Below are 11791 nucleotides of genomic sequence, written 5' to 3'. Positions count from 1 at the left end.
CCTATGTCGCTCTTAGCTCCATCGCTGCTCGCTCACAAGACCTTCTTTGCTTGCTCCCGCGGAACAAATCGGGTGTCGCTCTTTCCTCCTTCCTGCCTCTCGTGTTTCCTCTTCGTTCATCAGGCCAGTATCGGGCTCGACCAACTGGCTCACGACCTCGGCGAGGCTTTGCTTACGCTGCAATACCTCTTGGTACAACCTATCGAGTTGAATGTTCGGATTTGGCGCCCGGTCTGCGATGCGGCGAATTTCGCTCTGTTCGAGTTCTGAGGTGCCGTCCGTGGCGACGGCCATAAAACAAAGAGTTAAGATTGCCGATTGCTCGCGTTCTGTCATATCAACCTCCAAGATCTTCTTCGCTCTACCGCTGTTGTCCCGCTTGGCCTGACCTACTTCTGCGCCAGACCCATTGACCGCACCCTGGTTGGTGTGAGTCGCAACACCGTACGCTTATCCATTGTCGTCATCGTGCGCCATGCTTCCAGCGCTTCACCAGTGAGATAATGGTCGGCCAACCCACGATAGAATGAGGCTGGGTCTCGGCTGTCGACAGTCAACTTCCCATGCACGACAACCCACTTATACATGTTGGCCGGATCAACAACGGACAGCACTGCGCGTCCGTTCTTCTGCTGGTTACGAAACTTGACGCGATCCGTCGTCGTGGTAAAAAGCAGCGCGCCGTCTTCATAGCGGAACCACATGACGGTGAGTTGCGGTGTGCCGTTGGGGTTGACCGTGACGAGCTGCGACGCAAGTGGACGCTGGAGAAAGTCGATCTCACCCGTGACAAACGTTTTCCCCTCTCGTAGATCACGCGACGGTCGTGCGCTGGTTTTCTCGCTCGCTTCCACCATAGCCTGACGCCTTCCTCCTTCGGCATGTACCTGTTGCATGGGTAAACCCATCAGCACGGTTACTACCGTCACGCCGAACGTTCCGCCGTATCTCATAAGCCACCTCCTTCGTAGCAGGCTGCGGTACAGTACCATAGGCCACAGACTCGTGGAACTCGGGGGATCCGCTCACGTTGGCGCAAAGCCGTTGCGCTAGGTTGGGCCACGAAAGATTGGCACACCCGTGTTCTCACCCTGAGTGAAACAAAGGGTCTCTCAGAGAGATTCTTCGCTCCGCTCAGAAGGACACGTCGGTGGGGCTCTCGCGCAACGAGTACGCATGTCCTGTGGTTCGATTTAGTTGGGGGCATTACCGTGCGGGTAAAGTGCGGGCTACGTCATTCCCGCGGGCGCGAGAATGACGTGACTGGATTGTCCGCTTGAAGAAGCGTATGTGACCGAGCGGGACGTATGTACTATCGAGCGCAAGGACAAAGAGGAATGATCTCCTCGCAACGTCTACGCTTCTGGCGGTGCCAAAATTGTCACCCCGAACATCGACTCCCCACCAGTGCGTATGGTGTGCGGCGCGCCCGCAGGAATCATGATCACGTCACCTGCCTTCAGTTCCTTTTCTTTGCCAGAGACACGTGCGGTACATTTCCCTTCAACCACGTAAATGATCTGGTCCCCTTTGTGGGTATTTTCTCGATCTGCGTGATAGTTGGCGGGAATGGTGAAAACCATCGTCTCCGTCTGCGGCGTCTTCGCCAACACCTGCGCGCTCACCTTCGATCCATCACCACGGTGGGCAAACACATTGCACACATCGAGCCCGTTGGTCGGCGCACCTACCTCTTTCATCTGCGCCTCAAACATTTCGTCCGAGATAAGCCCCTTGCGATAGGCCTTCAGGATTTGTTGGACTTCAAACTGTTGCGTTGCCATTACTGATCCCTCCTTAGTATTGTGGATAGAACCTCTCCTGCTACTGGCATATCTCTGGACGTTATGGTGAGTCAAGCCATCCTCAGTTGCTGATCATTGGTCACGACATACAGGAAGCTTTGCACAGCTCTCAGGTGCTGTGCTATACGCCAAGGATATGAAAAACCACATGCTGTGTTATTTGTCGTTTGTAAGTGTCGTGTTCTCGGTGTTGTCTCTGTATGCTCCGGCCCTGAGCCAAACTGACGCTCAACCGTCGGCGACCGCACAGAGTGCAAGTGACGGAATGGTGTTGGTGCCCGGCGGAGAATTTGCCATGGGCTGCAACGAGAGCGTTGATAGCGAGTGCGAAGATGACGAAAAACCCCAACGCCAGGTCAGCGTGCCAACGTTTCAGATCGATAGAACTGAGGTAACAGTGGAGGCGTATCGTCAATGTGTCAACGCGAGAGGCTGCTCTACCCCCCAGGCGGATACCACTGGGCGAGGGTCGTGCAACTGGCCTCTCAGTGGCCGTGAGAAGCATCCGATCAACTGCATCAATTGGAATCAAGCTGAGGCGTACTGCGCTTGGGTGAGGAAGCGTTTGCCAACCGAGGTGGAATGGGAAAAGGCAGCCCGTGGCACTGAAGGCCGTGTCTATCCCTCAGGAGAAAGCTGGGATATCACCAAAGCCAACGTCGCTGAAGCATACGACGGGTTTAAGGATACGGCGCCGGTAGGTTCGTTCCCGGAGGGAGCTTCTCCCTACGGAGCGCTCGACATGGCAGGCAATGTGTGGGAATGGACAGCAGACTGGTATCGAAACGGTGAAACACGAATGCTGCGCGGTGGTTCGTGGGTTGATTTGCCGCGCCGCGCACGCACCTCGCGCCGACTCGGCTCCAGGCCGGATAGTGTCCTAGACGACGTGGGTGTGCGTTGCGCAAGGTAGCTGTAGCGCTAAACCACGCAGCGCTTGGGTCAGGCGGGTAGCGTGCGTTGCGCGCACGCTGCGATCGTCGGCTCCGATGCCCGTGCGCAGGGCGCACGCTACGGCATCAGCTTGCATGTCAGCGGCCTCGCGCCAGACCACGTCGACTCTAGAGATCTTTGCTCAATAACAACTCATACGTACGAAATCCGTGGTTGCTATACAGCGTGAGTGCACCGGTGTTGTTCGGTAGAACCTCAAGCTGAATCTTCTTCACACCGAGTGACCGCGCATACGATTCTGCACGTTCCAACAACATCTGCCCAAGTCTCTGTCGGCGAAATGCCGGCAAGACAACCAGGTCAGATATGAACGCATACTCGCCAGGTTCCTCGTCGAGCTCTTCTGACGGGACCTTTGCCCATACACAAACGAAACCGACAACCCGGTGGTCGGCTTCGACGACGAACACCTTGCCCGCGGTTGCAGTGCACCGGGCAAGCATGAACTCGAAATACTTTTTTGCCGCTTTGCCCTCAAGCACATTCGGTTCGAGTTGGTGCAGGAAATCCTGCAACTCGACAAAACATTCTTCCACCTGGGGCATATCCTCCGGCTGACACTCACGAATTGCGACCACGAACGTGCTCCTTCCCTCACACGGATCCGCTGTGCAGGATACCTTTCTGCTTCAGGGCTTCTACGTGCTGGGCAGAGTAGCCCAGCCACTGAGTCAGAATCTCCGTGTTGTGTTCACCTAAAGTTGGTGCCTGTAGATCGAGTCGTTCCGGAAACTCGGAAAACCGTAAGGCAAAACCCGGAACCTCGAGGTTGCCAAGGAACCGATCGTGTACTGTTCGTACCGTCCCACGTTGACGCAGATGCGGGTGTTGCAACGCCTCTTCCACCGACAAGATCGGTGCCACCGGCACGTGATGCTCCTTCAGGATCGCAATCGCAGCATCATCGCTCGATTGCGACTGGATCCAGCCTTCAATAGTGGCCACCAGTTCTTGCACGTTGGTGACGCGCGCTGCGTTATCAGTGAAACGCGGATCACGAGTCAAATTCGGTTGTCCCATCGCGTCACAGAGCTTTGACCAGTGTTGCTCCAATGGTGAGATAATGATGAGGTAACGCTCTTTGCCCTTAAACACCCCTACGGGCGCGGCGTAGCCAGACTGTGCACCAGAACGCGTGGGCTTGATTTTGCCCTTGCTCAAACTGTACATCTGAAACCCAGCTTCGTGATAGTGCGCATACGTGTCGAGTAGTGAAAGATCCAGATGTTGCCCTCGCCCCGTACGTTCGCGATACAAGAGTGCGGCGCAGATCGCACCCATAGCATGGGCACCGGTAGAGACGTCACCAAGGGCGACCATCGGAAAATAGGGCGTTCCGCCTTTCTCCCCGCCCATTGAAGTAATCCCGGAATACGCCGCGCCAACGTAGTCAAAGCCTGGCTCGTGCGCGAGTGGTCCCGTCTGTCCGAAGGCAGAAATCGAACACATCACCACGCTGGGATTGAGCTGGCGCACCACTTCGTAGCTCAACCCCAAGCGCCCAATAACACCGGGAGCATAGTTTTCTACGACGACGTCCACCTTCTTCACTAGCCCTTTGAGGATTTCCAGCCCCTCGGGAGTCTTGGCATTCAGACACAGATCCTTTTTGCCGCGATTGTGTTGAACAAAGTAGCCACTCCGACCCTCGATCACCAATGGCGCGAGCCGTGTCGCATCACCGGCGGGCGCGAGTTCAACTTTGATGACCTCAGCGCCCATCTCTGCCAACATCAGCGTACAGGTTGGTCCCGCGACAATCTGCGTAAAATCTAACACTTTGTATCCGTCGAGCACGTGTTTCGGTTGATGCATACCATCCTCCTTATTGCGCGGCGCCCCTCCTTTTGGGCGTCAGAATTGTGGCCCCATTTCTGACTTCATTCTCCGTACCGAGGTCTACGCGTATTCACTATGGTAGTCAATCAATACAATCCCGTCTGTCTATGCGTGGGCACGGCTGTAACCTCGTCTTGTCCTCTTGCAGGGTTGTGGCATAACGTACAGTCAGCGACGCGCAGTAAGGAGGGAGCATGCAATTTACCAAATTGGGCAACACCGGCACTACGGTCTCACGCATCTGTATGGGATGCATGAGCTACGGCGATGGCAAGTGGCGCGAGTGGACAGTTGGCACAGATGTCGCGCGCGAACACTTCGCAGTTGCGCTGGAAGCAGGGGTCAACTTCTTTGATACCGCAGACGTCTACTCAACCGGTGTGAGCGAAGAGATTACTGGTAAGTGGCTGGGAGAGGTGGCTTCACGCGATGACATTGTCGTCGCCACCAAAGTGAATGGCCCCATGGGTCCAGGCCCCAATCGTCGCGGTTTGAGTCGTAAACATATCATCGAAGCCTGCGAGCATTCATTGCGTCGCTTGAAGATGGATTACATCGACCTCTATCAAATCCACCGCTGGGATTACACAACACCGATCGAAGAGACCCTCGACGCGTTGGACTCGCTAGTACAGTCGGGAAAGGTCCGCTACCTCGGTGCTAGCAGCATGGCGGCATGGCAATTCTCCAAAGCGTTGTCCATTGCCAAAGAGCGTGGCTGGCATCGCTTCGTCACCATGCAAAATCATTACAACCTCATCTACCGCGAAGAAGAACGCGAGATGAATCCGTTGTGTATCGATCAAGGTGTGGCGTTGATTCCCTGGAGTCCACTCGCACGCGGACTCCTCGAAGGTGATCGTACGCGCAGGCCGGGTGAAGGGCCGACCAAAAGATCACAGACCGATAAGGTCGCGCAGAATCTGTATTTCAATGAGAACGACTATGAAGTCGCCCTGGCGGCACAGAAGATCGCCAAAGAACGCGGGCTTACTGCAACCCAACTCGCCTGCGCCTGGATTCTGCAAGCACCAGGAGTAACAGCGCCGATTGTCGGTGCTACCAAAACCCACCATCTCAAAGAAATCTTCGCGACCGTAGATATCAAGTTGACAGCAGAAGAAGTCGCAGCCGTGGAAGCGCCGTATCGTCCGCATCCGATTCGCGGCTATGAGCATCCCGACCCGAAGAAAATGGTACGCTGATCGTCCCACGGGACCGATGCGCGCGCTCGGTTACTGATGCGTGGCATCGAGTCCCTTCTCCCTCGCGGAAAGAGACTCTTGAGGATTCCCATTTCTGCGGACTTCCTCGGCGGAGTTCAGCGCGCTGTCTGCAAGTACCGCAACAGGTCCGAGTCCGTCGGTAGGACCAGGGTGGTTCCGGCACCGAGCGTTTTTTCGTAGGTCTGTAAACGCCGAATGAAACCGTAAAAGTCAGGATCTTTACCAAACGCTTGTGCGTAAATCCCTGCGGCTTCGGCGTCGCCTTCACCGCTCTGGCGCTGGGCGGTCTCATAAGCGGTCGCCAGTAGGATCTCGCGCTCCTTATCCGCGCCCGCACGAATCTCGCGGGCACGCTCTTCACCCTCAGCACGATAGCGTTTGGCAATGCGCTCCCGCTCAGCCCGCATGCGCGCGAACACACTGGCTTGCACCTCGGTCGGCAAATCGACCTGTTTGATACGCACGTCCAAGACCTCAATGCCGAACGATTTCACCGTTTCACGGACGTCATTGGTGACGGTTTCCATGATCTCTTCGCGCTTCTGGCGCACCAGATCCAGGAAGTTATGCGCGGCGATCTCTTGACGGAGGCGGGCGCCGACGTTGTCGTCTAAGCGGGCTTGGGCCCGCGGGAGGTCGCGCACACTGCGATAGAAATCGAGGGGATCGCTGATACGCCAGCGCAAGATTTGATCCACCATCACCCGCTTCTTATCGAGGGTGAGGTATTCCGCCGTCCGCGCATCGGTCGACAACACCCGCTTCTCCAGGCGAATGAGGCTTTGGATGAACGGCAACTTGAAGTACAGACCTGGCTCCTGAACCGTGCGCTGCGGATTACCGAATTGCACGACGATCGCCTGCTCTCGTTCGGTCACCGTAAAGGCGAACTGTGGTACGAGGAGCACGGTAGCGATGACAAGAATAACCACTGTACTCATCTTACTTCCCTCCTGTAGCCGTGGCCGCTGCGGCTGCAACCGCATCACCAGCGCTGGGGGCCGTCGCGATATTTCGCAGCGGTAACAACGGCAGCACGTCACCTTTGCCATCCCGACTGACAATGACCTTGTCCAAGCTCGGTAGCACACGCTCCATGCTTTCGAGGTAGAGCCGATCGCGGGTGATGGTCTTGGCCTTGTGATATTCGCGTAGCACTGAGTCGAAGCGCTCGGCATCACCTTTCGCGCGAATCACGCGCTGGGCTTTGTAACCTTCCGAGTGTTGCACCATCTGTGCGGCTTCGCCACGCGCCTTCGGGACAACATCTTCGCGGTATCCCTCTGCCTCCTTGACCAACCGCTCGCGATCTTCGAGCGCACGGACGACATCATGGAAGGCATCACGGACCTCACCTGGCGGGTCAACGACTAGCAATCGCGCTTCGGTCACGAGCAAACCCGTGTGGTAGGTGTCGAGCAATTTCTGCAGATTGGTCTTGACCTGCTCCTGCACTTCGACACGGCCCTCAGTCATCGTGTAATCAATGGAATTCTGACCAACGATGCTGCGCAGTGCAACTTGGGCGGAGGTATGCAGCACAGCCTCAGGTTGGTGGGTGGCAAAGAGAAACTTGACCGAGTCCTGCACACGGTATTGGACAAAGAGCTGCACGTCGACGATATTCTCATCGCCGGTGAGCATCAGCGCTTCCTGCGGCACGGCATAGTCGCCTCCGCGACCTGGGTTGCGCAGATTGCCCTCAGCCCCAGAGCGGAAGCCAATCTCTGCACGTCGCACTTGCGCAATATCAACCAGTTCGTGGCTCTGAATGGGCGTGGGGAAACGATACCGCAACCCTGGTTCGGTCTGCTCGACCGCACGCCCAAAGAGCATGACGACGCCGCGCTCGCCAGGCCCGACGACGTACAAACCAGAGGCGAGCCACAACAGCAGCCCGAGGACAGGGAGCAGCCAACGTGGGGCGCCAGAGGAAAACCGTTCCCCCCAGCGCTGGAAGCGTTCGGCAGCCTGTGAGATCTCATCCGGCAAGCGAAAGTCATCATACGGACCTTGTCGATTCACAAACAGTTCTCCTTATAGTTAGTACGCGGGCACCGGACATTGCAATCATCACCACTTACTCACGTCGTACGCTGCCTGCAGCAAACGCGCAAGCACCTCCACTCAGTTGGTCCCACCCTATCTCCCTCCGTCTTCATCAAACATCTCGACCGGGTGGTCCATACACCGGCGTCTTGATCGGAGACCGGCGCCGTCGCGGGTTTCGCGTCAGGGTCATCAAGCCTCCGCGGTAGTCTCTATTGTGGTTGTCGATGATGGTTGGATTCCGCCTCGTGTTCGCACCGCCGACAGATCTCGCGTAGCTCCGTGACTACGATGTACCACTCTGCGGCAATCCCGCCCGGCTTGTGGTTTCCCGGCTTGGCTGCGCGAATGCATTGGGGCCCATTTGTTCCGTACGGGCGCGATCGTTTGGTCCTGCGCATCATCGATCGACATGGGGCGTAGTACGAGTCCCTGGACTGCTCTCCGGGCGGAGTAACACGACTCTTTGTGAGGAGCTGCAGGGTTTGTCTGCAGGCATTTGCTGCTGGCGTCACCGTAGCTGGCGAGGGAGCCGTACCGCAGTGGACGTACCTCAGAGTTCCAGTGTGAGTCGTTACGGATCTCCCGAAGCTCGGCCCGAATCGCATGCAGTCCCACTACTACCCCTGCACTCGCTGCGGCTGCGCTCACGACTCTCGTCATGTCACTCTGCCACCGCCCCTCACAAGTAGACAGGCACTTCGCTTGTCCCTCGGCATCGACTACAGCCAACCACAGCCCACCAAAAAACAAGAGGTACGAAACGAAAAGCCCAAGAACAGGCAGCATCAGGTCTCCGTGCTTTCAGTGGTCAGAGCAACCTTGCTAGCTCTGGTAAAAGGAGCCGCTCGTGCTCCGACGTGCTCTGCACGAGTGGACAATACTCGACGTGCCAGCATGTCCTCCGTTCATCCTGAGCGGGCCGAAGGCTAAACGGGAGACTTTGCAACAGCTCGTTACGCCTCCTGAGCAACCTTATGAGGCTTGGCCGTCTTTTCATGGGCGGTCGGTTGGGCTCCACCGCCTCGACGTAGTTCCTGCGGTCTCGGGGGCAACGTGTTGCCGTAGACCGCCATAAACGCGACGATACTGAAGACAAAGGCGATCAGTCCTAAGCCCCTCACTACTGGTGCCATAAGGGTCAGGCCGAACAGGGACACTTGAAAATCACTCGCCATACTCGTTGCGATCAGGCCAACGCCCACGGCAAAGATGGACAGCGGAGCAAGATAAATACTTCGCATGATAACCGTACTCCTGTTCCAACTACGCTGAGTGAGATTTCGGCTTTGACAGCGAGGTCAGCAGTACGACCGCACCACCGCCGAGCCCCAGGAGACCGAACATCATGGCAAGGCCACGCGGAACCTGTTGGTCAGCGATCAAGTTCACTGCGTCTCCACTGCTTCCCAGGGTGGTGATCAGGGCGTAACCTCCAGCAAGCACCATCAAGATCGGCACTATCAACCCAGCTTTTTCTTTCATGGACAATCCCTCCTTAGACGTTGAGTTCGTTCATTGCGGGGATCCCTTTCGCCGTAGTTCCCCGTCACCGGCAACGTTGCCAATAATCACAGTGAGCACGCCCACGATGGCCACCAGGCCGCCCATGAGACGAAGGTCAGAGTTGGCTCCGTTCCAAGCGTCGACCTGTTCCCATCCCGAGAGGAACTCCAGGACGACGAAACCGCCACCACCAACGAACGCGCAGAAGCCTAACCAGCGTGCGAGTTGCATATGGCATCACTCTCGTATCGCGATTGGTCGTAATACGGGAGCAAAATCTAGTTTAGCGTAGGAAACGCGAGAAATCAACACTCTCCGCCGCGTGAGCGGCGAACAATGAGACAAATTGTCTCGAAGACATAATGGCTGTCACTTTTTGTCCGCGCATCAAAGCGCGTGCGCAATCGGCCCGCGTTGAATCTCTAGGTTTCCTGAATGAAACGGAAAAGGACCAACACAAACCACCCTTGGACAAAATCAGGGTGTACCAAGGAAAGCCCGACGCGCCTGAGCAGCGTGCGTTCGGTCTGAAGTCCTGAGCCCAGTCGAACGATCGAAGCATGAACTGCCTTCACTCGGACAATCTTACGTCACGTACGCAACCTACATCGGTCGTGGTCCTCCTGGTCGCCTTTTCCCTGCAGCTAGGTTGCGGTTATGTCTGCCGACCCCGGCCCCGGAATTGCACCGCACGATCTTGGTCGTATCTTTGCACTGTCTTTTACCTCCAAACATCTGGCCGAATGGCGTGGCTGAGGTTCGGTGATCAGCCAAGATCTCGTGCTGAGCCATCAGGGGCGGGTCGCGGTGGCAAAGGCTCGTAGCACGGGCGGTGGCTTCATGGGAGCCGTACCCATCGGGGAGAAACCCAGAGCTACTGCACAACTCGTGATGCATGCAGAGACGAGATGATCTATGGAACACAGTACGCACAGGCCCCGAGGGCATGTCTTCATTGTCGACGACGATCGAGAGATGGGCCTATTCTTGAGCGAAATTCTCCGCGAAGCCGGCTACACGGTCGAGAGCTACGAATCAGGGTGCGAGGCAGTAGCGGCTATCGACAAGACCCATCCTGACGTGTTGATTACCGATCTGATGATGAAGCAGATGCAAGGGATGGAGGTCTTACAAGAGGCCAAGCGTCGCGACGCTGACCTTGCGGTCGTGATGATTACGGCCTTTGGCACGGTCGAGACCGCCGTCGAGGCGATGCGACTGGGGGCGTTCTATTATCTGATGAAGCCCTTCGACAATAACGATTTGTTACTACTGGTTGAACGGGCACTGGAGGAGCGGCACCTACGCACGGAAGTGCAACGACTGCAGCGTGAGGTTGACGGCCACTATCACTTCGATCACATCATTGGCAAGAGTGCGGCTATGCAACATGTCTTTACCTTGATGAGTCGGGTGAAAGACAGCCAGGTGAGTGTGCTGCTGACCGGAGAAAGTGGTACCGGCAAGGACTTGATTGCCCGGACACTACACTATCAGAGCGCGCGCAAGCAGGCTCATTGTGTCGCGGTGAACTGTGCGGCGATTCCGGAGCACCTGTTAGAAAGCGAGTTGTTTGGCTATGTGAGCGGGGCATTTACTGACGCACGCCAGGACAAGCGCGGCTTGTTCATGGAAGCGCACGGTGGGACACTCCTACTCGATGAGGTAGGTGAACTGCCCCTTCTACTGCAAGCCAAACTGCTACGGGTGTTGGAAGAAAAGGAGGTGCGCCCTCTCGGTAGCACCAAAGGCGAGAAGATCGATGTACGAATCATCGCCGCCACCAACCGTAATCTGGAGAATGCCGTTGCCGCAGGCATTTTTCGCGAGGACTTCTATTATCGACTGAACGTTGTTGAGATCAATCTTCCGCCCTTGCGTGAACGCCCCGAAGATCTTCCATTGTTGATTCAACATTTCATGACACGGTCAAGTCATGCCGCGCAGGCCCGTCGCATTGCGCCTGACGCCTTACGGATTCTGCTCCACTATTCGTGGCCGGGCAATGTGCGGGAACTAGAAAACACGATTGAGCGAGCCTTGGTGCTCTGTCGGGCCGAAGAGATCAGCAAAGCCGACCTTCCCGAACGCCTCACAGGCAGTGTGTCACATGCGTTGGGTCTGCAGACCTCACTGCTGCGTCGCGCGTCGCTCGCCGACCTTGAGCGAGAATATATCCTGCTCGTCTCAGAAAGTGTTTTTTAATTCGTATTTTCCGTCGTCACCATCCGCAGCGTGCGCCGGATACTGGCCAAGTACACCATAGCGTCACTGGAAACGGTGGTATGTTCGAAGTCCCGACACAAGCGCCGCTAGCGCCCCAGCCAACCGAAGGACCGCTCCACCACCCAGCGGCGGGGCAACACGGTAAAGCCTTTGGCGTCTGCCGAACGGCGCACCACCTCCAAGCGC

14 protein-coding genes are annotated in these 11791 nt (G+C 56.7%); 3 read left to right on the top strand and 11 right to left on the bottom strand.

Features of this window, described 5'->3' with window-relative positions:
• Positions 1 to 12 precede the first annotated feature (12 nt).
• The 3 genes from FJ147_23595 to FJ147_23585 all read right to left on the bottom strand — a co-directional run bounded on the left by FJ147_23595 (position 13) and on the right by FJ147_23585 (position 1784).
• A complete protein-coding gene (locus tag FJ147_23595) occupies positions 13 to 336 on the bottom strand; it encodes a hypothetical protein (GenBank protein ID MBM4258874.1) in 324 nt (107 codons plus the stop codon).
• Positions 337 to 389: 53 nt separating this feature from the next.
• Positions 390 to 992: a PPOX class F420-dependent oxidoreductase gene (locus FJ147_23590; protein MBM4258873.1), complete on the bottom strand. Its 603-nt coding sequence runs from the start codon at positions 990 to 992 to the stop codon at positions 390 to 392.
• A gap of 363 nt (positions 993 to 1355) precedes the next feature.
• Positions 1356 to 1784 carry a cupin domain-containing protein gene (locus FJ147_23585; GenBank protein ID MBM4258872.1) on the bottom strand — a complete coding sequence of 143 codons (429 nt, stop codon included), beginning with the start codon at positions 1782 to 1784 and terminating at the stop codon, positions 1356 to 1358.
• Between the two features lie 157 nt (positions 1785 to 1941).
• Between FJ147_23585 and FJ147_23580 the strand changes: the two genes are divergently transcribed.
• A complete protein-coding gene (locus FJ147_23580) occupies positions 1942 to 2718 on the top strand; it encodes a formylglycine-generating enzyme family protein (protein MBM4258871.1) in 777 nt (258 codons plus the stop codon).
• Positions 2719 to 2866: 148 nt separating this feature from the next.
• Here FJ147_23580 and FJ147_23575 read toward each other — a convergent pair whose 3' ends face one another.
• Complete coding sequence (locus tag FJ147_23575) at positions 2867 to 3337, bottom strand: GNAT family N-acetyltransferase (GenBank protein MBM4258870.1); 471 nt, start codon at positions 3335 to 3337, stop codon at positions 2867 to 2869.
• A 16-nt stretch (positions 3338 to 3353) separates the two neighbouring features.
• Positions 3354 to 4574 (bottom strand): CoA transferase, encoded by a 1221-nt coding sequence (locus FJ147_23570; GenBank protein MBM4258869.1) that lies wholly within the window; start codon positions 4572 to 4574, stop codon positions 3354 to 3356.
• A 218-nt stretch (positions 4575 to 4792) separates the two neighbouring features.
• Between FJ147_23570 and FJ147_23565 the strand changes: the two genes are divergently transcribed.
• Positions 4793 to 5803, top strand: a complete 1011-nt coding sequence (locus FJ147_23565) for an aldo/keto reductase (protein ID MBM4258868.1) — start codon at positions 4793 to 4795, stop codon at positions 5801 to 5803.
• A 116-nt stretch (positions 5804 to 5919) separates the two neighbouring features.
• Here the strand turns inward: FJ147_23565 and hflC are convergent, their stop codons facing one another.
• The 6 genes from hflC to FJ147_23535 form a co-directional block, all read right to left on the bottom strand.
• Positions 5920 to 6876 (bottom strand): protease modulator HflC, encoded by a 957-nt coding sequence (gene hflC, locus FJ147_23560; GenBank protein MBM4258867.1) that lies wholly within the window; start codon positions 6874 to 6876, stop codon positions 5920 to 5922.
• The gene (gene hflK / locus FJ147_23555) at positions 6767 to 7849 is read right to left on the bottom strand and encodes an FtsH protease activity modulator HflK (GenBank protein MBM4258866.1); all 1083 of its coding nucleotides are present in this window, start codon (positions 7847 to 7849) and stop codon (positions 6767 to 6769) included. The genes hflC and hflK overlap by 110 nt, the downstream gene beginning before the upstream one ends.
• 216 nt (positions 7850 to 8065) lie before the next feature.
• Positions 8066 to 8662, bottom strand: coding sequence for a hypothetical protein (locus tag FJ147_23550; protein ID MBM4258865.1), 597 nt, complete (start codon positions 8660 to 8662; stop codon positions 8066 to 8068).
• Between the two features lie 167 nt (positions 8663 to 8829).
• Positions 8830 to 9117 (bottom strand): hypothetical protein, encoded by a 288-nt coding sequence (locus FJ147_23545; protein ID MBM4258864.1) that lies wholly within the window; start codon positions 9115 to 9117, stop codon positions 8830 to 8832.
• A gap of 22 nt (positions 9118 to 9139) precedes the next feature.
• The gene (locus tag FJ147_23540) at positions 9140 to 9358 is read right to left on the bottom strand and encodes a hypothetical protein (protein ID MBM4258863.1); all 219 of its coding nucleotides are present in this window, start codon (positions 9356 to 9358) and stop codon (positions 9140 to 9142) included.
• Between the two features lie 30 nt (positions 9359 to 9388).
• On the bottom strand, positions 9389 to 9610 hold the full coding sequence (locus FJ147_23535) for a hypothetical protein (protein ID MBM4258862.1): 222 nt from the start codon (positions 9608 to 9610) through the stop codon (positions 9389 to 9391).
• 684 nt (positions 9611 to 10294) lie between these two features.
• Here FJ147_23535 and FJ147_23530 point away from each other — a divergent pair.
• Positions 10295 to 11584 carry a sigma-54-dependent Fis family transcriptional regulator gene (locus tag FJ147_23530; GenBank protein MBM4258861.1) on the top strand — a complete coding sequence of 430 codons (1290 nt, stop codon included), beginning with the start codon at positions 10295 to 10297 and terminating at the stop codon, positions 11582 to 11584.
• Positions 11585 to 11791 lie beyond the last annotated feature (207 nt).

Source organism: Deltaproteobacteria bacterium (assembly GCA_016874775.1).
Classification (GTDB): Bacteria; Desulfobacterota; Binatia; order Bin18; family Bin18; genus VGTJ01.
This window is presented reverse-complemented; position numbering and strand designations above follow the sequence as displayed.

Bases quoted from the DNA above. Each gene is read 5' to 3' on its own strand.
- FJ147_23530 (MBM4258861.1), top strand. From the start codon at position 10,295: ATGGAACACAGTACGCACAGGCCCCGAGGGCATGTCTTCATTGTCGAC.
- FJ147_23535 (MBM4258862.1), bottom strand. From the start codon at position 9,610: ATGCAACTCGCACGCTGGTTAGGCTTCTGCGCGTTCGTTGGTGGTGGC.
- FJ147_23545 (MBM4258864.1), bottom strand. From the start codon at position 9,117: ATGCGAAGTATTTATCTTGCTCCGCTGTCCATCTTTGCCGTGGGCGTT.
- FJ147_23590 (MBM4258873.1), bottom strand. From the start codon at position 992: ATGGTACTGTACCGCAGCCTGCTACGAAGGAGGTGGCTTATGAGATAC.
- FJ147_23550 (MBM4258865.1), bottom strand. From the start codon at position 8,662: ATGCTGCCTGTTCTTGGGCTTTTCGTTTCGTACCTCTTGTTTTTTGGT.
- FJ147_23595 (MBM4258874.1), bottom strand. From the start codon at position 336: ATGACAGAACGCGAGCAATCGGCAATCTTAACTCTTTGTTTTATGGCC.
- FJ147_23540 (MBM4258863.1), bottom strand. From the start codon at position 9,358: ATGAAAGAAAAAGCTGGGTTGATAGTGCCGATCTTGATGGTGCTTGCT.
- FJ147_23580 (MBM4258871.1), top strand. From the start codon at position 1,942: ATGAAAAACCACATGCTGTGTTATTTGTCGTTTGTAAGTGTCGTGTTC.
- hflC (MBM4258867.1), bottom strand. From the start codon at position 6,876: ATGGCAAAGGTGACGTGCTGCCGTTGTTACCGCTGCGAAATATCGCGA.
- FJ147_23565 (MBM4258868.1), top strand. From the start codon at position 4,793: ATGCAATTTACCAAATTGGGCAACACCGGCACTACGGTCTCACGCATC.
- FJ147_23585 (MBM4258872.1), bottom strand. From the start codon at position 1,784: ATGGCAACGCAACAGTTTGAAGTCCAACAAATCCTGAAGGCCTATCGC.
- FJ147_23570 (MBM4258869.1), bottom strand. From the start codon at position 4,574: ATGCATCAACCGAAACACGTGCTCGACGGATACAAAGTGTTAGATTTT.